Raw genomic sequence first — 20,535 nt, 5'->3', positions numbered from 1 at the left:
CGATTTCCTCGCCGATCATCGCCGCCATGCTGTGAAAGCTGCGCACCATGATGCGCATGTTCAGCATGCGATTGGTTTCGTTCGCCAGCCGTCCCAGCATCAGCGAAATCGCGGCGCCTTCGGACAGGCCGATAACGTTGTGCGGGAGGATGTCGTCCAGCGTGACGCTGTCGTAACGCGCCAGCGGATGCGTGCGCGGCGTCACCAGCACCAGCCGGTCTTCGCGGTAGGGCGTGGTCGGCAAGACGGAACCGCCGAGCGTGCTTTCATAGATGCCGATATCGGCGACGCCGCGCGTGACGGTTTCCAGCACACCCTGGCTGTTGAGTTCGATCAGATCGATCTTGATGCCGGGATAGAGCGCGTTGCAATGCCGGATATCCTTGGCGAGAAATTGCAGCACCACCGAGGTACATGCCGCGACGCGCACCACGCCCATGTTGCCCTGGCGGAAAGCATTGGCATCGTCCTGCATGCGCACCACCGAATGAATCATGCTGCGCACGTGCGCCAGCAAAGTGCGCCCCGCATCCGTCAGCGCCATGCCGTGCGGCAGGCGATCGAACAGGGCAATGCCGAATTGGGCTTCAAACTCCTGGATGCGGCGCGAGGCGGCCGCGGGCGCCAGATGAATACGCTCGGCGGCCTTGGTGACGGCGCCCAGTTCCGCCGTCGCCTCGAACAGTCGCAAGGTGGTCAAGTCGAAGTGGACGCGGTCGGAGGAGAAATCGGGAAGAGAAGACATGGGCTTGGTTTTGGGCTGGCGAAGGGATGAAGATGCGGCGGAGATGGGTATTTAACCACTTTTCTCCGTGTCGGCCCTGCCATCGTTTTTCATTCCAGGCCGGCAAGGCGCCCGCGCTGCTAACGAATCAGCTGACTGAAAGCGCGCGCCGACGCTTCGGGATCGTCAGTCATGTAGACGCTGCTGATCGCCGCCACCATGTCGGCGCCCTGGGCAATCAGCGGCAGGCAATTCGCTTGCGTCATGCCGCCGATGACGACGACCGGCAGCGGGATTTCCTTCTTCGATCCGGCGACGATTTCCGGCGCGGTCTTGAAATCATATTTCTTCACCCGCGATGGATAGAAGCCGCCGAAGGCCACATAGGTCGCACCGGCTGCATGGGCGTCCCGCGCCAGTTGCAAGCTGCCGTAGCACGAGGCGCCGACGATCTTGTCCTTGCCGACTTGCGCGCGCACTTCCGCCACCGAGGCATCGGTGCCGCCGACGTGAATGCCTTCCGCATCGAGTTCGATGCACAGATCAACGTAGTCGTTGATGATGAAAGGCGTGTCGTGGCGGCGACAGACTTGCAGCAGCGCGCCGGCCTGCTCCTTGCGTTGTGCCGCATCAGCGGTCTTGTGACGGTATTGCACCAGCGTCGCGCCGCCTTTGATGGCCTGCTCGGTGGCGCTGACCAGCTTGTCGGTATCGTCCCAGTCCGGGGTCACGATATACAGGCCGCGCAGGGACCACTGTTTGGCTTCGCTCATTTCTTTTCTCCGGCAAATTGGGGGACACGATTGGGAATGCGCTGCCCGGCCGCGATCGCATAGGAAGTTGCCAGCGCGTGCTGGCAGTACTGCTGCGCCGCTTCGATGGCGTCGCGCATGCCCAGGCCTTGCGCCAGTTGCGCCGACAAGGCGGCTGCCAAGGTGCACCCGCTGCCGTGGAATTCATCCGGCAGCCGCGGCCAGCTCCACGATGCAAAAGCACCTTCAGGGCCGAACCAGCGATTGACCACGTCCTGATGCTGCGGACCGTGGCCGCCCTTGAGCAACACGTTCTCGCAACCGCGCTGCATCAGGATCGCGGCCTGCTGCTCCGGCGCATGCTCGCTGCCGCATAGCCGGTTGGCTTCGTTGAGATTGGGCGTGATGACGGTGGCGACGGCATACAGAGGCGCAATCGCCTGCGCGGGGTCATCCGTGGACAGGCGATTGCCATGGCCGCTGGCCAGCACCGGATCGACCACCACGGGCAAATCCGGCCGGCGGGATCGCAACTGCAAGATCAATTCGACGATCGTCTCGGCGTTGCGCCGATTGCCGGCGATGCCCAGCTTGACCGCGCGAATGTCGAAGCGGTCGATCAGCACCTGCGCCTGATGGCGAATCAATTCCGCATCAATCGGATGCACGGCGAACACACTGACGTTGTCTTGCACCGTCAGCGCCGTCGGCACCGACAGCGGATGGCAACCGAGCGCACTGATGGCCGGAATATCCGCCTGCATGCCGGCGCCGGGCGCCGCCGCTGGGATCGGAACCGGAAAACACCAGCACGCACGGCGGCGACGAACGATACGAAGACATGGCCTGGCTCAGACGACGCGGCCCGCCATCGGCGACGATGGCGAGGCGGCAAAGCGTTTCGGCACGCGGCCGGCGAGGAAGGCTTCACGACCGGCTTCCACCGCCAGCTTCATCGCCCGCGCCATGCGCACCGGATCGCGCGCACCGGCAATCGCGGTATTCATCAGCACGCCGTCGCAACCGAGTTCCATCGCAATCGCCGCATCGGAAGCCGTACCGACGCCGGCATCGACCAGCACCGGAATCCTGGACTGCTCGATGATCAGCGACAGGTTCCACGGATTCAGGATGCCCATGCCGGAGCCGATCAGCGACGCCAGCGGCATCACCGCCACCACGCCGATGTCTTCCAGCATGCGCGCCTGGATGGGATCGTCGCTGCAATACACCATCACGTCGAAGCCGTCCTTGACCAGCGTGTCTGCGGCCTTGAGCGTTTCCGGCATGTTCGGGAACAGCGTCTTCTCGTCGCCCAGCACTTCCAGCTTGACCAGCTTGTGGCCGTTCAGCAGTTCACGCGCCAGTTGCAGCGTGTAGACCGCATCCTCGGCGTTGTAGCAACCGGCCGTATTCGGCAGGATGGTGTAGCGCGAAGGCGGCACCACGTCGAGCAGGCTCGGCGCGTTCGGATCCTGCCCGATGTTCACGCGGCGAATCGCCACGGTGATGATGTCGGCGCCGCTGGCCTCGGTGGCCAGGCGGGTTTCATCGAGATCCTTGTACTTGCCGCTGCCGACCAGCAGGCGCGAGTTGTAGGTTTTTCCTGCAATCGTCAGACCCGCGTCTGCAGTCAGCGCGGGAGCGTCGTTCATATTCATGTCAATTCCTTTCAGGTTTCAGCCGCCGCCGATGGCGCGCACCACGTCGACACGATCGGCGTCGGCCAGCACGCGTCCGGCCCACAGCTGCGACGGCACCACTTGCCGGTTCACGGCGACCGCCACGGCCTTGCCGCTCAGCTCCAGCGCAGCAATCAGCTGCGCCAGGTCGGCGCCGTCGGCGAGGGCGTGCGGCTTCCCATTCAATTCAATCTGCATCGCATCCACCGCAACAGTCAACAATTCACAATCAGGTTTTGGAATAAATCTCGGCGCCCATCTTCACGAACTCCACCGATTTGACTTCCATGCCCTGCTTCAGCGCCGCGATTTCCGAGATGCCTTCCTTGGCGGCGTAGTCGCGCACTTCCTGCGTGATCTTCATCGAGCAGAAATGCGGTCCGCACATCGAGCAGAAGTGCGCCACCTTGGCCGAATCCTTGGGCAAGGTTTCGTCATGGAATTCGCGCGCCTTGTCGGGATCGAGACCGATGTTGAACTGGTCTTCCCAGCGGAACTCGAAGCGCGCCTTCGACAGCGCGTTGTCGCGGATCTGCGCGCCCGGATGGCCCTTGGCCAGATCGGCCGCATGCGCGGCGATCTTGTAGGTGATGATGCCGTCCTTGACGTCGACCTTGTTCGGCAAACCGAGATGCTCCTTCGGCGTGACGTAGCACAGCATCGCGGTGCCGTACCAGCCGATCTGCGCGGCGCCGATGCCGGAAGTGATGTGGTCGTAGCCCGGTGCGATGTCCGTCGTCAACGGCCCCAGCGTGTAGAACGGCGCTTCGTGGCACTGCTCCAGCTGCAGGTCCATGTTTTCCTTGATCAGGTGCATCGGCACGTGGCCGGGGCCTTCGATCATGACCTGCACGTCGTGCTTCCACGCGATCTTGGTCAGCTCGCCCAGCGTCTTCAGTTCGCCCAGTTGCGCTTCGTCATTGGCGTCGTAAATCGAGCCCGGACGCAAGCCGTCGCCGAGGCTGAAGCTGACGTCGTAGGCCTTCATGATGTCGCAGATGTCTTCAAAATGGTCATACAAGAAGGATTCCTTGTGATGCGCCAGGCACCACTTGGCCATGATGGAGCCGCCGCGCGAGACGATGCCCGTCATGCGCTTGGCGGTCAGCGGCACGTATTGCAGGCGCACGCCGGCGTGGATGGTGAAGTAGTCGACGCCCTGCTCGGCCTGCTCGATCAGCGTGTCGCGGAAGATTTCCCAGGTCAGGTCTTCGGCCTTGCCGTTCGTGGATGTTCTTGCCGGTCGACAGGTCCATGACGTTGTCGCCGCCCCAGCGGATGGCCCAGGTCATCTTCTCGACTTCTTCGCCGATGGACGAAGTCACGGCGGAGTTGCCGATGTTGGCGTTGATCTTCACCAGGAAGTTGCGGCCGATGATCATCGGTTCGACTTCCGGGTGATTGATGTTGGCGGGGATGATGGCGCGGCCGCGGGCGACTTCGTCGCGCACGAATTCCGGCGTGATCATGGCGGGGATCGAAGCGCCGAAGGATTGGCCCGGATGCTGGCGGCCCATCAGGTCGGCCAGCTTGTTGCCCATCGGGCCGGAGGCTTTCAGCTGCTCCAGGTATTCCTGGCGGCGCAGGTTTTCGCGGATGGCGATGTATTCCATCTCCGGCGTGATGATGCCTTTGCGCGCGTAGTGCATCTGCGTAACATTGCCACTGAGATTGCCGCCGGCTTTGGCGCGGCGCGGCTTGCGATGCAGGTTGAAACGCAGCTCGGCCAGCGCCGGATCGTTGAGGCGCTGCCGGCCGTATTCGGAAGTCGGACCGTCGAGTTCCTCGGTGTCGTTGCGCTCCAGGATCCACGGCAGGCGCGGCGTCTCCAGACCATTGCGGATGTCGATCCTGACGTCCGGATCGGTGTACGGACCGGAGGTATCGTAGACATAAATGGGCGGATTCTTTTCCGAGCCGAACATGGCCGGCGTGTCGGACTGGCTGATCTCGCGCATCGGCACGCGGATATCAGGGCGCGAACCGGTGACGTAGATCTTGCGAGAATTCGGTAAAGGCTGGACGGCTGCTTCGTCTACCGTGGCGGTAGCGGAGAGGAATTTCGGATTGGCGTTCATTTTGGCTCCTTTGCTTGAAATTACTTGGCTTGGAGCCAGCAAAGGAGGATACGGAGAGAGGGCGATGGAGGTGATGAATATGATCCACACGCCGGTCCGGCAGCTTCCCTTCGCTGGCATTACCCAGATCAGGTTCAAGGGTATTTCTCACCCGTTTGCCGAACTTGCGTTCGTTGGCATTCAGGACCCCTAGCATTTTGTTTCTCTTACTTCGTTCAGTTTCAAACGTCGTGGGCCGGATTCTACTCCAATAAATTTTGAGCGGCATCACTAATTTCCACTACTTGTCATGCACGCAAGGACATGTGCCCGCTGCGGCGAGATATTTCCGGACAACAATTCCCCCCTTGTTTTCAAAACCACAATTTCCGGCTGGAAGCCTGTTTGGGCGGCGACTCCTTTATAATGGGCGGTTTCGCAAAAACACACGTCAAATCATGGAATTAGCCAAGTCGTTCGAGCCTGCCGATATCGAAAAATTCTGGCGCGAGGAGTGGGAAAAGCGCGGCTATTTCGCCGCCACCACCGCGCCTGAAAAGCCGTCGTTCAGCATCCAGCTGCCGCCGCCGAATGTGACCGGCACGCTGCACATGGGCCACGCCTTCAACCAGACCATCATGGACGGCCTGACCCGCTACCATCGCATGCGCGGCTTCAACACCGCCTGGATCCCGGGTACCGATCACGCCGGCATCGCCACGCAGATCGTCGTGGAGCGCCAGCTCGACGCGCAAAAGATTTCGCGCCATGACCTCGGCCGCGAGAAGTTCGTCGAGAAGGTGTGGGAGTGGAAAGAGAAATCCGGCTCCACCATCACCGGCCAGATGCGCCGCATGGGCGCATCGACCGACTGGGACCGCGAATACTTCACGATGGATCCGAAGATGTCGAACGCCGTCACGGAAGTCTTCGTGCGCCTGTTCGAGCAAGGCCTGATCTATCGCGGCAAGCGCCTGGTGAACTGGGACCCGGTGCTGGGCACGGCCGTGTCCGACCTCGAAGTGGTGTCGGAAGAAGAAGACGGCTCGATGTGGCACATCAAGTACCCATTGGTGGACGGCAGCGGTCACATCACGGTGGCGACAACGCGTCCGGAAACCATGTTGGGAGACGTCGCCGTGGCGGTCGATCCGACCGACGAGCGCTACGCGCACCTGGTCGGCAAGATGCTCAAGCTGCCGCTGACCGATCGCGAAATCCCGATCATCAAGGATGAATACGTCGACAAGGAATTCGGCACCGGTTGCGTGAAGATCACGCCTGCGCACGACTTCAACGATTATCAGGTCGGCGCGCGTCACAACCTGGACAAGATCAGCATCCTGACGCTGGACGCCAGGATCAATGAAAACGGTCCGGCCAAATACCAGGGCCTGGATCGCTTCGAAGCGCGCAAGCAGATGGTTGCCGACCTCGACGCGCTTGGCCTGCTGGAACTGGTCAAACCGCACAAGCTGATGGTGCCGCGCGGCGACCGCACCGGCGTCGTGATCGAACCGATGCTGACCGACCAATGGTTCGTCGCGATGAGCAAGCCGGCGCCGGAAGGCACTTACTTCCCCGGCAAGTCGATTGCCGAAGTGGCGCTGGAAAAAGTCGCCAACGGCGAGATCAAGCTGATTCCGGAAAACTGGAACAATACCTACAACCAGTGGCTCAACAACATCCAGGACTGGTGTATCTCGCGCCAACTGTGGTGGGGCCATCAGATCCCGGCATGGTACGACGAAGACGGCAAAATCTACGTTGCCCGTACCGAAGCGGAAGCCCGGGCGCAAGCCGGCGGCAAGACCGTGACGCGCGACAACGACGTGCTGGACACCTGGTTCTCGTCGGCGCTGGTGCCGTTCTCGACGCTGGGCTGGCCGGAAGAAACGCCGGACTACAAGCTGTTCCTGCCGTCGTCGGTGCTGGTCACCGGCTTCGACATCATCTTCTTCTGGGTGGCGCGCATGGTCATGATGACCACGCACTTCACCGGCCAGGTGCCGTTCAATACGGTCTACGTGCATGGCCTGGTGCGCGACGCCAGCGGCCAGAAGATGTCCAAATCCAAGGGCAACACGCTGGACCCGATCGACCTGATCGACGGCATCGGCGTGGATGAACTGGTGGCCAAGCGCACCGTCGGCCTGATGAATCCGAAGCAGGCCGCCAGCATCGAGAAAGCCACGCGCAAGGAATTCGCCGACGGCATCCCGGCCTTCGGCACCGATGCGCTGCGCTTCACCTTTGCTTCGCTGGCCACGCTGGGCCGCAACATCAACTTCGACCTTGGCCGCTGCGAAGGCTATCGCAACTTCTGCAACAAACTGTGGAACGCCACCCGCTTCGTGCTGATGAACACCGAAGGCCAAGACTGCGGTTTCGACGGACACGTCAAGGGAGAATGCAACAAGGAACAACTGCAGTTCTCGCAAGCCGACCGCTGGATCGTGTCGCTGATGCAGCGCACCGAGGCGGAAGTCGAAAAGGGTTTCGCCGACTATCGTTTCGACAACATCGCTTCCGCCATCTACAAGTTCGTGTGGGACGAGTACTGCGACTGGTACCTGGAAATGGCCAAGTCGCAAATCCAGAACGGCAACGAAGCGCAGCAACGCGCGACGCGCCGCACCCTGCTGCGCGTGCTGGAAGGCGTGCTGCGCCTGGCGCATCCGGTGCTGCCTTTCATCACCGAAGCGCTGTGGCAAAGCGTGGCGCCGCTGACCGACAAGAAGCTCGACCCGGCCGGCGACTCGATCATGCGCCAACCATATCCGCAAGCCGATCTGGAAAAGATCGACCTCGATGCCGAAGCCTGGATGACGCAACTGAAGACGCTGACCGATGCATGCCGCAACCTGCGCGGCGAGATGCAGTTGTCGCCGGCGCTGCGCGTGCCGCTGATCGTCGAGGCAGCAAACGCGGAAGCCGTGAACTCCTTCCTGCCTTACCTGCAATCGCTGGTGAAGCTGAGCGAAACGCAAGTCGTCACGCAGCTGCCTGAATCGCCTGCGCCGGTCGCCATCGTCGGCGACCTGAAGCTGATGCTGAAGGTGGAAATCGACATCGCCGCCGAACGCGAACGCATGGCCAAGGAGATCACCCGCATCAGCGGCGAGATCGTCAAGGCCAACGCCAAGCTGTCCAACGAAAGCTTCGTCACACGCGCGCCGGAAGCCGTCGTGGCGCAAGAGAAAGAGCGCCTCGCCAACTTCAGCACCACGCTGGCAAAACTGGAAGAGCAATTGGCGAGGTTGAAATAAGTTGAAATAAGCCGCTCCTGCCAACTTCCGACCAGCCGCCGTCCTGCAAAGGGCGGCGGCTTTTTTATTGCCCTGTCGCCATCTTTTTAATCCTTGCCGGACGCCGCCGGCTTGTCTACACTAGCCGGATAAAATTAGAACAATCGTGCTTTTATCGACACCACCAGTTTCACCAATGGACGGAGACATCATGAAAACTCGCATCATCCTGAGCACCACCCTGCTGGCCCTGAGCGCATTGGCCAGCGCAACGGCCTGGGCCGACGGCTCGCCCGTGGGCTTGTGGAAAAACATCGACGACGCCACCGGCAAACCCAAGGCATTGATCCGCATCACCGAGAGCGACGGCGAACTCAAGGGCAAGATCGAGAAGCTGTTCCGCCCCGCCGAAGAAGAGCAGAATCCCAAGTGCGAAAAGTGCGAAGGCGCGCTCAAGGACCAACCCATCATCGGCATGACCATCCTGTCCGGCCTGAAGAAAGACGGCGACGAATACAACGGCGGCCAGATCCTCGACCCGGCTAACGGCAAGCTGTACAAGAGCAAGCTGACCGTCGTGGAGGACGGCAAGAAGCTCAACGTGCGCGGCTACATCGGGGCCGCACGCAAACCTGGGTACGCGAAGAGTAAACATGCTTACCGCGCTGCATCGCAGGCGAACAGCATGCGATGCAGCGACCCGGCGCGCTTCGGCGCCGCTGCCCTGCCTTACCTTCTTCCGCCCCCTCCTCCTGTCTCTGCTGCGCGTTTCTCCGGCAGATATCCCCCCGGCCTCATGTTTTTCTTTAGAAATAGACAACTTACGCAACATGCGCATTCTTTCGTGTTGCCCATTGAGCGTGGAATTGTTAGCCTGACGATAACAAAACAGGCGCGCCGGCACCGTTCGCGATTTCTGATCTCTCCGGGGGATGTATGTCGAATTCCTGCCGTTTCGTAATTGCCCTTTTGCTGCTCTCGTCCGTGTCTCCATGCGGGCGCGCCGCCGATACGCCACCGATGGTCGTCACGATCGGGTTCGCGGCGCCGCTGGCGGAATTCTCCGCACGCCAGGGGCGCAATGCCGCACAGCTCGCCATCGAAGAAATCAACAAGGGCAACCCCAGCATCAACGGCCGTGCCGTGGTGTTCGAGCTGCTGGAGCAGGACGACAAGGCCGATCCGCGCATCAGCGAGTTCGTCGCGCGTACGTTGGCCAACAGCAAGGCCATCGGCGTGGTCGGCCATTGGACCAGCGCAACCACGGGAGCGGCCGCCCCCATTTACCACGGGGCCGGACTGGCGCAGATTTCACCGTTTGCGTGGAGCCGCAGCTTGACGCAGAAATCCTACCGGACGATCTTCCAGATCATCGGCAGCGATGACCTGGGACTGGCGCTCGCGGCCGATTATCTGGTCGGCGAACAGAAACTGAAACGCGTGCTGGTGCTCGACGACGGGGGTTTCCTCGGCATCAGCATGGCGGATTATTTTTCCGATCACGTGAAGGCCGCCGACGGCGAAATCATCCAGCGCATGTCGATCAGCGGCAACACGTCGGATTTCAACCAGCCGTTGCTAAAGGCCAGGGAGAGCCAGGCGGAGTTGATTTTCTTCAGCGGCCGCATGATACAAAGCGATGTGCTGGCGCGCAACCTGCAGCGCTTCCACTTGCAGGCCAAGCTGCTGCTGACGGGGCTCGTGGTCTCCCCGGCTTTTCTGAAAAATGCCGGCGACGTGGACAGCGCGGTTCTTGCCATCGTGCCCAGCACGCCACTGGACAAACGTCCCGGCATGTCCGCCCTGCAAAAGAAATACGCCGAGCGCTACGGCAGCGAGATGCTCCCCTTCGCGGTGTACTTCTACGACAGCGTGCAGTTGCTGGCCGCCGCGGCGAAGAAGGCCAATTCGCTGGAGCGCGCCAAAATCGTCAATGCACTGCACGAGATCCGATATAGCGGCATCAGCGCCAATATCGCCTTCGACGCCAATGGCGCGCTGCTCAAGCCCGGCTACACGCTCTACAGCTATGAACGCAAGGGATGGACGCCGGTACGGGTATTTACCGGCAAGTGAGTGGGCCGGCGCGCCGCGGCTACGGCTACGGCGACGGCTTGTGCTGCGCGACGAAGCGATCGAGCTGACGCGCGAACGCGCGCCCGTCGGCCTGGCTGAACGCTGCCGGCCCGCCGGTTTCAACGCCGCTGCCGCGTAGCTCTTCCATGAAATTGCGCATCGTCAGATGCTGCTGGATATTGTCCACGGTGTACATCTCGCCGCGCGGATTGAGCACGGCGACGCCGTTGGCGACGACTTCGGCGGCGAGCGGGATGTCGGCCGTGATCACCAAGTCGCCGGCTTGTGCGAGCTTGACGATTTCCTTGTCGGCGACGTCGAAGCCGGCCGGGACCAAGATGGATTTGATGAAGCGTGAGGGAGGCGTGCGCAAGTACCGGTTGGCCACCAGCGTCACCATGATCTGCGTACGATCGGCGACGCGGAACAGCATGTCCTTGATGACGCCCGGACAGGCGTCGGCGTCAACCCAGATGTGCATGGTTCACCTGCGAACGAATATGAACCTGCCGGAGTCGTTTGCAGCCCAAAAGGAAATCAGACAAACGACACCGTCAGTCCCGGCAAGGCGACGCCGGAAAATGCCGTGATCCAGGTCTGCCCGGCTTCCACCGGATAGGCATCGGTCCAGGTGCCGGTGGTGATGATTTCGCCGGCCTGCAAGGGGGTGAATTTCGGCTGGGTCTTGAGCAATTGATGCAAATGCCACAGCGCATGCAAGGGGCTGTCGGCTTCGTCGTTGAAGAAGCCGGCGGCGCGCAACCGTCCGGTGCTGTCGGTGCTGCTCGACAGCGAGACGCTGGCGCTGGCCAGAATTTGCGGCAGGTTGTGGCGAGTGGCCGACGACAGCACATGCGGCTCGCCAATGATCAGCGTGCCGTGCAGGCCGAAAGCGGCGATCGAATCCGCCACCGTGAATTCCCAGTTGGCGAACGGACAGGTAACGATTTCGAAACCGTGCGCCATCCATTCTATGCATTCCGCCAGTTCATCGATGGTCGCGTCCGGCGACGGCGCCTGGCCGAGCTTGAAGACGATTTCCGGTTCGATGCGCGGTTGCAACGCCCCTCGCAGGCATTGCTTGCCGTGGTTGTCATGGGCGTAGCGCACCGTTGAATCGTAAATATGCGCCCAGATTGGAATGCGTGCGTCGTCGGTGACGCCGTATTTGTCCCACGTCTTGTGCACGGTGAAGCCGATCTTGCGACCGATCGGATGCTCGCCTTGCGCTACACGAATATCGATGATGCGGCGCGCGATCTCGTAGGCATCGTCAACGGAGAGAGGTTCAGAAGAGGACAGGAGCGGCAGCAGGCGTGCATTTGCACGGGCATCGAGGAGTTGATGCGCGTACCTGCTGGCTTGGCTCGACATAAGCATGAGAGGCTCGCCCACAAAGATAGTGATTAGCTATCTATTGTCGATGACGATTAATTTTTGCACAAGTGAAAATAAAGAAATCACGAGAAGTTCGCATGAATTTCTTGGCAAATTTCTAATGAATTGACGAGGTGACGAGCCACTTTTTTCGGCGAGACAAACATCCCGGTCAAATGGCCAGGCCAATGTCAGTTTGGGCAACAGTTGATGCAGTTCAACAACTGTTGCGAATGACATGCGCGGAATACGTGAGACACAGTAAGCCGCCAAGGGAGTGTACCGGTGACGCCGCCAGTACAATTTTTCACACGATATCAACCGGCCCAGAGATCGCCGTTGGGACCGGTACGCGGCGCAGTGACGCCGAAGTGGGTATACGCCAGCGGCGTCGCCACCCGACCGCGCGGCGTGCGCTGCAGATAGCCTTGCTGGATCAGATAAGGCTCAAGCACGTCTTCAATGGTGTCGCGTTCTTCGCCGATCGCTGCGGCGAGGTTGTCGAGCCCGACCGGTCCGCCGTTGAATTTGAACAGCACCGCTTCGAGCAGCTTGCGGTCCATCACGTCGAAGCCGACCGGATCGACGTCGAGCATGACCAGCGCAGCATCGGCCATCGCTTGCGTGATTCTGCCGTTGCCCTTCACCTCCGCATAGTCGCGCACGCGGCGTAGCAGGCGATTGGCGATGCGGGGGGTGCCGCGGCTGCGCTTGGCGATTTCCAGCGCGCCTTCTTCGACGATGGGCGCGTTGAGCAAGCCGGCGCTGCGCGTAACGATGCGCGCCAGTTCCGGCGGGGTGTAAAACTCCAGGCGCGCGACGATGCCGAAACGGTCGCGCAGCGGATTGGTCAGCATGCCGGCGCGCGTCGTGGCGCCGACCAGCGTGAACGGCTGCAGGTCGAGGCGCACCGAACGCGCCGCCGGGCCTTCGCCGATCATGATGTCGATCTGGTAATCCTCGAGCGCGGGGTAGAGGATTTCTTCCACCACCGGCGACAGCCGATGGATCTCGTCGATGAACAGCACGTCGTTGGCTTCGAGATTGGTCAGCAGCGCCGCGAGGTCGCCCGCGCGCTCCAGCACCGGGCCCGAAGTCTGGCGCAGGTTGACGCCCATTTCACGCGCGATGATGTGCGCCATGGTGGTCTTGCCGAGACCCGGCGGGCCGAACAGCAGCGTGTGATCGAGCGCTTCGCCGCGCTGGCGCGCCGCCGAGATGAAGATCTCGAGCTGGCCGCGCACTTTTTCCTGGCCGACATATTCGTCGAGCTGCTTGGGCCGCAGCGCGCGTTCGATCGCTTCCTCGTTGGCCGAGGCCGGCGTGGCGGCGATGATGCGTTGTTCGGAAAAGTCGTCGGTCTGGATGCTCATGATTTACCGTTCAGGCTTTGGACAGGGCTTTCAGTGCATGCTTGATGCCGTCGGAGACGCTGGCGTCGGCCGGCACCTGCTTCAGCGCGAGGGTCGCTTCCTTGTCGGAATAGCCGAGCGCCAGCAAGGCGTTGAGGATATCCGAAGTCGCATCGTGACGTACCGCGCCGCCGACCACGCCGAGAGCTTGCCCTTGAGTTCGAGCAAGAGGCGTTCGGCGGTCTTCTTGCCGATTCCAGGGACCTTGGTGAGACGGCCGGCTTCCTGCAGCGTCACGGCCTGCGCCAGATCGCTGACCGACATGCCGGACAGGATCGACAGGGCGGTGCGCGCGCCGACGCCGGATATCTTGATCAGCTCCTTGAAGGTGTTGCGCTCTTCGGCGCTGCCGAAGCCGAACAGCACGTGCGCATCTTCACGGATCGCCAGGTGCGTCAGCAGCACCACTTTTTCACCGAGGCCCGGCAGATTGTAGAAAGTGCTCATCGGCACGCCGACTTCGTAGCCGACGCCGTTGCAGTCGACCAGCAATTGCGGGGGATTTTTTTCGAGCAGGATTCCGGAGAGGCGACCGATCATGATGGCAGGTATCGAAAGTGAGTCGAAAAATGGATTATCGAATGATACAGTACTGTTCGGATAAACAGTATCTCTATCCGTGCGGAATCATCCCGAGCGGTCCGCCCTGCTTGCCTTGAAGCGCCCTGCCGGGATATCGTCTGGCCTCACGCACCAATCACCACGCAAGGATCCCATGGCAGGCAGCAGCTTTTTCGCATTGATCGACGACATCGCCGGCATCCTCGACGACGTTTCCGCCATGACCAAGGTCGCCGCCAAGAAAACCGCCGGCGTGCTCGGCGACGATCTGGCGCTCAATGCGCAGCAGGTGTCCGGCGTCAACGCCGACCGTGAGTTGCCGGTGGTGTGGGCGGTGGCGGTCGGCTCGCTGAAGAACAAGGCGATCCTGGTGCCGGCTGCACTCGCGATCAGCGCCTTCGCGCCGTGGGCGGTGACGCCGCTGCTGATGCTGGGCGGCGCCTTCCTGTGCTTTGAAGGCTTCGAGAAGCTGGCGCACAAATACCTGCCGCATGAAGACGAGCACCATGGCGAAGCTGCAGCGCCTGAGGCCATGGAAAGCGAACAGGACAAGATCAAGGGCGCCATCCGCACCGATTTCATCCTGTCGGCGGAAATCATCGCCATTACCTTGGGCACGGTCGCCGACGCGCCGCTGCAGCAGCAGATCACTGTGCTGATCGGCATCGCGCTGATCATGACGGTCGGCGTCTACGGCGTGGTCGCCGGCATCGTCAAGCTAGACGACGGCGGCCTCTACCTGCTGCGTACCGGCGGCGCCATCGGCCGGCGCATCGGCCGCGCCATCCTGGTGGCGGCGCCTTACATGATGAAGAGCCTGACCGTGATCGGCACGGTGGCGATGTTCATGGTCGGCGGCGGGATTCTGACGCACGGCTTTGCGCCGGTGCATCACTGGATCGCCGACGTCAGCGCACCGCTGGCGGCGGTGCCGGCCATCGGCGGCTTGTTATCGGTATTGGCGCCGTCGGCGCTGGATGCAGTGTTCGGCGTGGTCGCCGGCGGTGCGGTGTTGCTGCTGGTGACGCTGATGCAGCGCGTGCTGAAAGTCTTTAAAAAGGACTAGCCGACCAGACGACCGCCGCGCATGCGCAAGCCTTTCTTCGCCAGCCCCGGCGCCAGTCCGCCCAGCGCGCTGAGGATGTCGCCGCTGTGTGCATGGCAGATCGCCACTCCGAGCGCGTCGGCCGCATCGGTGCCGGGCAAACCCGGCAGCGCCAGCAAGCGCTGCACCATATCCTGGACCTGCTGCTTCTGCGCCTTGCCGTGACCGGCGACGGCTTGCTTGACCTGCAGTGCGGTGTATTCCGCGACCTGCAGATCGGCCTGCACCAGCGCGCAGATCGCCGCGCCGCGGGCTTGGCCGAGCAGCAAGGTGGATTGCGGATTGACGTTGACGAAGACTTTTTCGATCGCCGCACAATCGGGCGCATACGTCTGGATGACTTCGCCGACGCTGGCCAGGATGACCTTGAGGCGCTGCGGCAAGTCGCCGTCCGGCGTCTTGATGGTGCCGGAAGCGATGTAGGTGAGCTTGCTGCCCTGCTTGTGGATCACGCCAAAGCCGGTGGTGCGCAAGCCGGGGTCAATGCCGATAATTTTCATGCAAAAAATAAGAGTTAATCGCTTCAGACGGAGGCCAGGGTGACTTGACAATCAATGTCCCTTGACCACCTTCACTATTTTCCAGCCGCCGCCCTGGGCTTCATATACGGTGAACACCGGATCATTCAGATTGCCGTCCCGGTCGAAGGAAATGACGCCGCTCAGCCCCTTGAATTTTTCCGCATGCAGCGTGTCGATCAGTTTGCGGGGATCGACGGAATTGCTCAACCGGATCGCTTCGCCCGCCATCTGCACCGCATCATAGGCGCGCAAACTGCTAACGTCGATATACGATGAAGAAAATCGCGCGACGTAGTTCTTTTCAAAATTCTTCCATCCCGGCAGTTTATCGCGTTGCTGGTCGGATTCGAGCGTAAAGATATTGCCGGCGCCATTCACCTGAGCGAGGAAGTTCTGGTTGTTCATTCCGTTCATCGCATTCAGGAAGCGCGTCTTCACGCCCAGCCGCCTGGCGCTCACGATCATCTTCGCGGCCTGCAAATGCGTGCCGCCCCAGAATATCGCGTCTGCCCTGCTCTCCTTGATATCGGCCAGCGCCTGGTTGAAATCTGAAGTCTTGTCGCTCACCGAATAGCGCCCCAGCAACAGACCGCCGGCCTTCGTGAAGCCCTCGCTGAACTGGTCCGCCATGGTCATGCCCGACGGCGTCTTGTCGTCGATCACCGCCATGCGATCGACCTTGAGGTCGCCATATACATACTGCCCGAAAAGAATGCCGCCCTGTTCGCTGTGGCCGAACATGCGAAACGTGTTGTCGTAGCCGAGCTGGGTGAATTTGTGGTTGGTCGCGCCGACCGAGATGTACGGAATGCCCGCGGCCTGGACCTGTTCGGCGGTGGCGATGCACACCGTCGAACTGTGGCAGACCAGCGCCGCGAGGTTTCTCTTCAGCAGATAGTCCGTCGCCAGCTTGCCGGCGTTGGCGTCGAAACGATCGTCTTGCGGAACCAGTTCGAAGACAAGCTTGAGGTTGTTGACCCTGATGGCTTTCTTGTTCAGTTCATCGATCGCCAGTTGCGCGCCGTTGGTCATGCTGACGCCGCGCGCCTGATTGGATCCGCTGAGGGGCGCCAGAAAACCGATGAAGACCTTGCTCTCCTGCGCCAAAGCCTGGACAGGAAAGACGCTGAGCCCGAACCCGAACAGCAGCAGAAACACCCCGAGGCGCCATTCGGAACTGCGTGGATGCGTGCTGTGAAACGACAGAAACGGACGGTTCATCGACAACCTCCAACGAGAGAAAGTGTTGGCTCATTATCTATCGAAGAATTGTCTTGATGACAATTTGAGGCCGCGCCTACGCAAAAAACAACAAGCCCGGCACGTATGCCGGGCTTGGATGCAATGTTGCAGCGTCAGGGAAGAAGCCGCCAGGGATCAGCTACGGATCAGTGACGGAAGTGACGCGTACCGGTCAGCAGCATCACGACGTCGCGCTCATTCGCGGCATCGATCACTTCCTGGTCGCGCATCGAGCCGCCCGGATGGATCACGCTGGTCGCGCCGGCGTCGACCACCACGTCCAGGCCGTCGCGGAACGGGAAGAAGGCATCCGACGCCACTGCCGAACCGGCCAGCGTCAGGCCGGCGTTCTGCGCCTTGATCGAGGCGATGCGGGCGGAATCGATACGGCTCATCTGGCCAGCGCCGACGCCCAGCGTCATGCCATTGCCACAGAACACGATCGCGTTGGACTTGACGAACTTGGCGACGCGCCAGGCGAACATCAGGTCTTGCAGTTGTTGCGGTGTCGGTTGCTTCTTGCTGACGACCTTGACGTCGGCCAGCAGCACGTTCCTGGCGTCCGGCGATTGCACCAGCAGGCCGCCGCCGACGCGCTTGAAGTCATGCGTATTCATACCATTGCCGAGCGGGATTTCCAGCAGGCGGACGTTTTGCTTGGCGGCGAAAATCTTCTTCGCTTCGGCGCTGAAGGATGGCGCGATCAGCACTTCGACGAATTGCTTGGCGACCGCTTCGGCGGCGGCGCCGTCGAGTTCGCGGTTGAAGGCGATGATGCCGCCGAAGGCTGAAGTCGGATCGGTCTGCAGAGCCTTGCTGTAAGCCTCCAGCGGGTTGCCCCCGACTGCCACGCCGCAGGGATTGGCATGCTTGATGATGACGCAGGCGGTAGTGTCGGCAGCGTCGAAGGTCTTGACGCATTCCCACGCCGCATCGGCGTCGGCGATGTTGTTGAACGACAGTTCCTTGCCTTGCAACTGGGTGTAGCTGGCCAGCGCGCCGTCAATCTTCCTGACGTCGCGGTAGAAGGCGGCCGACTGATGCGGGTTTTCACCGTAGCGCATGTCTTGCACTTTTTCGAAGTGCAGGTTCAGCGTTTCAGGATACGCGCTGCGCGTGGCATGCTGCTTGTCTTCGCCCAGCGAGGTGAAATAGTTGGTGATGGCGCCGTCGTATTGCGCGGTGTGGGCGAATACTTTCTTGGCCAGCGCGAAGCGCTTTTCGTACGGCAGGTCGCCGCCGGCTTGCAGGTCGGCCAGTACGCCGGCGTAGTCGGTCGGGTCGCAGATCACGACCACGTCCTTGTGGTTCTTGGCCGACGAACGCAGCATCGCCGGGCCGCCGATGTCGATGTTTTCGATCGCGTCTTCCAGCGAGCACTCTTCCTTGGCGATGGTCTGCTGGAACGGATACAGGTTCACCACCACCATATCGATGGTCGGAATGCCGTGCTTGTCCAGTGCGGCCACGTGCTCAGGGAAATCGCGGCGCGCCAGGATGCCGCCATGCACTTTCGGATGCAGCGTCTTGACGCGGCCATCCAGCATTTCCGGGAAACCGGTGTAGTCGGCGACTTCCGTCACCTTGACGCCATTGTCGGCCAGCAGCTTGGCGGTGCCGCCGGTGGACAGGATGTTGACGCCCAGGGCGGACAGCGCGCGCGCAAAGTCGAGCACGCCGGCTTTGTCGGAAACGGAAATGAGTGCTTGTTTGATCATGATGGCATGAAGATGGAGAAAACTGCGTGGATGAAGGAATTCGACGTGATACGGATAAAGGTGCGGGTGCAGGTACAAGACCGGCGGCGCGCTTGCGGGCGCACCGCCGCATGCATGTGTTGCAACAATTACAGCAAGCCGTGCTGCTGCAATTTCTTGCGCAGGGTATTGCGATTGATGCCGAGAATTTCTGCGGCTTGCGACTGATTGCCGTCGGCGCGCGCCATCACTGCTTCGAAGATCGGTTTCTCGACCGTCAAAACAACCATGTCATAGACATTTGATGGCAGCTGCTCGCCCAGGTCCTTGAAATACTTGTCAAGGCTCTTCCTGACGACATCCTCGATACTTTCTTTACTCATTACGAAATGCTTCTGTTCTTTTTAGTGTGTTAGTCAATGAAGCCGATCCACGCTGCAGCTAAGCTGCCAGCGCCTCTCCGGCAATCCCGTATTGTAACCGCTCGCCATATGCCGCCTGCGATTCAAAGAAATCGCGCACTGCGTTCCACTGCAGCTGAGTATCCTCGAGGCGGTTCATGCGCTGCCGGAATTGTTCCCCCTCCGGCAGGTCGCGGACATACCATCCGATGTGCTTGCGCGCCGTGCGTACGCCGAGATACTCGCCGTAAAACGCGTAGTGCGCCTGCAGATGTTCCAGCATCAGTTCCTGCACTTCGGCCACCATCGGCGCCGGCAGATGCGTGCCGGTGCGCAGGAAGTGGTCGATTTCACGGAAGATCCACGGCCGTCCCTGCGCCGCCCGGCCGATCATGACGGCGTCGGCGCCGGTCACCGTCAACACGTGTTTTGCGCGCTCGGGCGTGGTGATGTCGCCGTTGGCGACCACCGGGATCTTCACCGCCGCCTTGACGGCCGCAATCGTTTCGTACTCGGCTTCGCCGCTATAGCCGTCGGCGCGCGTGCGGCCGTGCAGCGTTAGCATGGCGATGCCGCTTTGTTCCGCCATGGCGGCGATAGCCAGGGCATTCTTGTTTTCCCGATTCCAGCCGGTGCGGAATTTCAGCGTCACCGGCACGTCGACGGCGTTCACCACTGCGTCGAGAATCCGGCCGACCAGCTTTTCGTTCTGCAACAGGGCCGAACCGCACCAGCTGTTGCATACCTTCTTGACCGGGCAACCCATGTTGATGTCGATGATCTGCGCGCCGCGGTCGACGTTATGTTTCGCGCAATCGGCCAGCATGGCGGGATCGGCGCCGGCAATCTGCACCGCTTTCGGCTCCATCTCGCCGTCGTGGTTGGTGCGGCGCGACGTCTTCTCGCTTTGCCACAGGCGCGGATCCGAGGCCGCCATTTCCGACACGGCATAACCCGCCCCCAGTTGCTTGCACAACTGGCGAAAAGGCCGATCCGTCACACCAGCCATCGGGGCGACGAAAACGTTATTGCGCAGGGAATGCGGGCCGATATTCACAGGTCGTTGGACGGTGCGGTCGTGTGGTTGCCGGGGAAGGGCGCTATTTTAGCGCGATTGGTCCTGCGCCCCAACAAGAATCGGTCTTGCAGCGCAGCGGCGGCAACATATTGCCGAAGCGACAAGAATTGCCGTGCAGCGTCGCGTTTCAGCCGATACGGGCGGGGTCAGCGATCCACTTCGTCGAGCACATCGGCCGACAAATGGGCCACGTCGGCCCATTGCACGATGTGCAGGCGCTCGCCGTCCCATTGCATGCGATTGATGCCGGCGTTGAAAATGTCGAAATCGCGCGCGTGCGCAAAGCCGGTCCGGCGCGACCAGCGATAAATGCATTCGAGCACGCCGCCGTGCGTGACGATGGCGATCTTGCGGTGCTGCCGGCTGTTGCTGTGCTGGATCAGGCGCGTGACCCGAAAACTCGCGCATGGTTTCGGCGATACGTTCACCAGCTGGATAGCGGGCATCGAGTTCGCGCGCTTTCCAGGCGGCATAGTCTTGCGGATAGCGCTGTGCAATGTCGTGATGCTGCAGGCCTTCGAAGCCGCCGTAGCAACGCTCGCGCAAGGCTTCATCAATGTGCACGTCCTTGCCCTGCAGCGTCGCCACCGCCTGCGCGGTGT

General features: G+C 61.3%; 16 protein-coding genes, 5 pseudogenes and 1 riboswitch. Of the genes and pseudogenes, 4 read left to right on the top strand and 17 right to left on the bottom strand.

Annotation, left to right across the window (positions count from 1 at the left end; genetic code table 11):
- The 6 genes and pseudogenes from HLUSI_RS0112535 to thiC form a co-directional block, all read right to left on the bottom strand.
- A partial coding sequence (locus HLUSI_RS0112535; protein ID WP_040503439.1) for a LysR family transcriptional regulator occupies positions 1-745 on the bottom strand: 745 nt, incomplete at its 3' end.
- Between the two features lie 119 nt (positions 746-864).
- Complete coding sequence (gene thiE, locus HLUSI_RS0112530) at positions 865-1,497, bottom strand: thiamine phosphate synthase (protein ID WP_016834299.1); 633 nt, start codon at positions 1,495-1,497, stop codon at positions 865-867.
- Positions 1,494-2,319 (bottom strand): annotated as a pseudogene (gene thiD, locus HLUSI_RS28415) (bifunctional hydroxymethylpyrimidine kinase/phosphomethylpyrimidine kinase). Before thiD ends, thiE begins: the two are co-directional and overlap by 4 nt.
- An 8-nt stretch (positions 2,320-2,327) precedes the next feature.
- Positions 2,328-3,137, bottom strand: coding sequence for a thiazole synthase (locus HLUSI_RS0112520; protein ID WP_016834297.1), 810 nt, complete (start codon positions 3,135-3,137; stop codon positions 2,328-2,330).
- Positions 3,138-3,155: 18 nt separating this feature from the next.
- Positions 3,156-3,356: a sulfur carrier protein ThiS gene (thiS, locus tag HLUSI_RS0112515; RefSeq protein WP_029363452.1), complete on the bottom strand. Its 201-nt coding sequence runs from the start codon at positions 3,354-3,356 to the stop codon at positions 3,156-3,158.
- 31 nt (positions 3,357-3,387) lie between these two features.
- Positions 3,388-5,236: pseudogene (gene thiC / locus HLUSI_RS28410) on the bottom strand (phosphomethylpyrimidine synthase ThiC).
- Positions 5,237-5,324: 88 nt separating this feature from the next.
- A riboswitch (TPP riboswitch) is annotated at positions 5,325-5,437 on the bottom strand.
- 236 nt (positions 5,438-5,673) lie between these two features.
- On the opposite strand from thiC, the gene HLUSI_RS0112500 reads away from it, so the two are divergent.
- The 3 genes and pseudogenes from HLUSI_RS0112500 to HLUSI_RS0112490 all read left to right on the top strand — a co-directional run bounded on the left by HLUSI_RS0112500 (position 5,674) and on the right by HLUSI_RS0112490 (position 10,539).
- Positions 5,674-8,484: a valine--tRNA ligase gene (locus HLUSI_RS0112500; RefSeq protein WP_016834294.1), complete on the top strand. Its 2,811-nt coding sequence runs from the start codon at positions 5,674-5,676 to the stop codon at positions 8,482-8,484.
- Between the two features lie 190 nt (positions 8,485-8,674).
- Positions 8,675-9,114, top strand: a pseudogene (locus HLUSI_RS28400) (DUF2147 domain-containing protein).
- A gap of 369 nt (positions 9,115-9,483) precedes the next feature.
- Positions 9,484-10,539, top strand: coding sequence for a branched-chain amino acid ABC transporter substrate-binding protein (locus HLUSI_RS0112490; RefSeq protein ID WP_016834293.1), 1,056 nt, complete (start codon positions 9,484-9,486; stop codon positions 10,537-10,539).
- A 25-nt stretch (positions 10,540-10,564) separates the two neighbouring features.
- Here HLUSI_RS0112490 and HLUSI_RS0112485 read toward each other — a convergent pair whose 3' ends face one another.
- The 4 genes and pseudogenes from HLUSI_RS0112485 to ruvA form a co-directional block, all read right to left on the bottom strand.
- On the bottom strand, positions 10,565-11,020 hold the full coding sequence (locus HLUSI_RS0112485) for a YaiI/YqxD family protein (RefSeq protein WP_016834292.1): 456 nt from the start codon (positions 11,018-11,020) through the stop codon (positions 10,565-10,567).
- 56 nt (positions 11,021-11,076) lie between these two features.
- Entirely contained in the window at positions 11,077-11,919 is an 843-nt protein-coding gene (locus HLUSI_RS0112480; protein WP_029363450.1) for a 2-keto-4-pentenoate hydratase, read from the bottom strand.
- A gap of 314 nt (positions 11,920-12,233) precedes the next feature.
- On the bottom strand, positions 12,234-13,289 hold the full coding sequence (gene ruvB, locus HLUSI_RS0112475) for a Holliday junction branch migration DNA helicase RuvB (RefSeq protein WP_016834290.1): 1,056 nt from the start codon (positions 13,287-13,289) through the stop codon (positions 12,234-12,236).
- A 10-nt stretch (positions 13,290-13,299) separates the two neighbouring features.
- A pseudogene (gene ruvA, locus HLUSI_RS28395) lies at positions 13,300-13,868 on the bottom strand (Holliday junction branch migration protein RuvA).
- A 175-nt stretch (positions 13,869-14,043) separates the two neighbouring features.
- Between ruvA and HLUSI_RS0112465 the strand changes: the two are divergent.
- Entirely contained in the window at positions 14,044-14,955 is a 912-nt protein-coding gene (locus HLUSI_RS0112465) for a DUF808 domain-containing protein (protein ID WP_016834289.1), read from the top strand.
- On the opposite strand, the gene ruvC is transcribed toward HLUSI_RS0112465, so the two are convergent.
- The 7 genes and pseudogenes from ruvC to HLUSI_RS34950 form a co-directional block, all read right to left on the bottom strand.
- The gene (gene ruvC, locus HLUSI_RS0112460) at positions 14,952-15,494 is read right to left on the bottom strand and encodes a crossover junction endodeoxyribonuclease RuvC (protein WP_016834288.1); all 543 of its coding nucleotides are present in this window, start codon (positions 15,492-15,494) and stop codon (positions 14,952-14,954) included. The two genes, HLUSI_RS0112465 and ruvC, sit on opposite strands and share 4 nt — an antisense overlap.
- Before the next feature lie 51 nt (positions 15,495-15,545).
- A complete protein-coding gene (locus tag HLUSI_RS0112455) occupies positions 15,546-16,736 on the bottom strand; it encodes a branched-chain amino acid ABC transporter substrate-binding protein (protein ID WP_016834287.1) in 1,191 nt (396 codons plus the stop codon).
- A gap of 167 nt (positions 16,737-16,903) precedes the next feature.
- Positions 16,904-18,475, bottom strand: a complete 1,572-nt coding sequence (gene purH, locus HLUSI_RS0112450) for a bifunctional phosphoribosylaminoimidazolecarboxamide formyltransferase/IMP cyclohydrolase (protein ID WP_029363449.1) — start codon at positions 18,473-18,475, stop codon at positions 16,904-16,906.
- Positions 18,476-18,603: 128 nt separating this feature from the next.
- Complete coding sequence (locus tag HLUSI_RS0112445; RefSeq protein WP_007883354.1) at positions 18,604-18,837, bottom strand: Fis family transcriptional regulator; 234 nt, start codon at positions 18,835-18,837, stop codon at positions 18,604-18,606.
- A gap of 58 nt (positions 18,838-18,895) precedes the next feature.
- Positions 18,896-19,912, bottom strand: coding sequence for a tRNA dihydrouridine synthase DusB (gene dusB, locus HLUSI_RS0112440; RefSeq protein ID WP_016834285.1), 1,017 nt, complete (start codon positions 19,910-19,912; stop codon positions 18,896-18,898).
- A 167-nt stretch (positions 19,913-20,079) separates the two neighbouring features.
- Positions 20,080-20,379 carry a histidine phosphatase family protein gene (locus HLUSI_RS34120; RefSeq protein WP_016834284.1) on the bottom strand — a complete coding sequence of 100 codons (300 nt, stop codon included), beginning with the start codon at positions 20,377-20,379 and terminating at the stop codon, positions 20,080-20,082.
- A 19-nt stretch (positions 20,380-20,398) separates the two neighbouring features.
- A pseudogene (locus tag HLUSI_RS34950) lies at positions 20,399-20,497 on the bottom strand (histidine phosphatase family protein); the annotation flags it as partial.
- Positions 20,498-20,535 lie beyond the last annotated feature (38 nt).

The organism is Herbaspirillum lusitanum P6-12, assembly GCF_000256565.1.
Taxonomy (GTDB): Bacteria; Pseudomonadota; Gammaproteobacteria; order Burkholderiales; family Burkholderiaceae_D; genus Herbaspirillum; species Herbaspirillum lusitanum.
This window is presented reverse-complemented; position numbering and strand designations above follow the sequence as displayed.

Excerpts from the sequence above, each read along its gene's own strand:
- HLUSI_RS0112490 (WP_016834293.1), top strand. The coding sequence starts at position 9,484 with ATGGTCGTCACGATCGGGTTCGCGGCGCCGCTGGCGGAATTCTCCGCA.
- HLUSI_RS0112500 (WP_016834294.1), top strand. The coding sequence starts at position 5,674 with ATGGAATTAGCCAAGTCGTTCGAGCCTGCCGATATCGAAAAATTCTGG.
- purH (WP_029363449.1), bottom strand. The coding sequence starts at position 18,475 with ATGATCAAACAAGCACTCATTTCCGTTTCCGACAAAGCCGGCGTGCTC.
- HLUSI_RS0112520 (WP_016834297.1), bottom strand. The coding sequence starts at position 3,137 with ATGAATATGAACGACGCTCCCGCGCTGACTGCAGACGCGGGTCTGACG.
- HLUSI_RS0112485 (WP_016834292.1), bottom strand. The coding sequence starts at position 11,020 with ATGCACATCTGGGTTGACGCCGACGCCTGTCCGGGCGTCATCAAGGAC.
- ruvB (WP_016834290.1), bottom strand. The coding sequence starts at position 13,289 with ATGAGCATCCAGACCGACGACTTTTCCGAACAACGCATCATCGCCGCC.
- HLUSI_RS0112445 (WP_007883354.1), bottom strand. The coding sequence starts at position 18,837 with ATGAGTAAAGAAAGTATCGAGGATGTCGTCAGGAAGAGCCTTGACAAG.
- ruvC (WP_016834288.1), bottom strand. The coding sequence starts at position 15,494 with ATGAAAATTATCGGCATTGACCCCGGCTTGCGCACCACCGGCTTTGGC.
- thiE (WP_016834299.1), bottom strand. The coding sequence starts at position 1,497 with ATGAGCGAAGCCAAACAGTGGTCCCTGCGCGGCCTGTATATCGTGACC.
- HLUSI_RS0112455 (WP_016834287.1), bottom strand. The coding sequence starts at position 16,736 with ATGAACCGTCCGTTTCTGTCGTTTCACAGCACGCATCCACGCAGTTCC.
- HLUSI_RS34120 (WP_016834284.1), bottom strand. The coding sequence starts at position 20,379 with ATGCCCGCTATCCAGCTGGTGAACGTATCGCCGAAACCATGCGCGAGT.
- HLUSI_RS0112480 (WP_029363450.1), bottom strand. The coding sequence starts at position 11,919 with ATGCTTATGTCGAGCCAAGCCAGCAGGTACGCGCATCAACTCCTCGAT.
- thiS (WP_029363452.1), bottom strand. The coding sequence starts at position 3,356 with ATGCAGATTGAATTGAATGGGAAGCCGCACGCCCTCGCCGACGGCGCC.
- HLUSI_RS0112465 (WP_016834289.1), top strand. The coding sequence starts at position 14,044 with ATGGCAGGCAGCAGCTTTTTCGCATTGATCGACGACATCGCCGGCATC.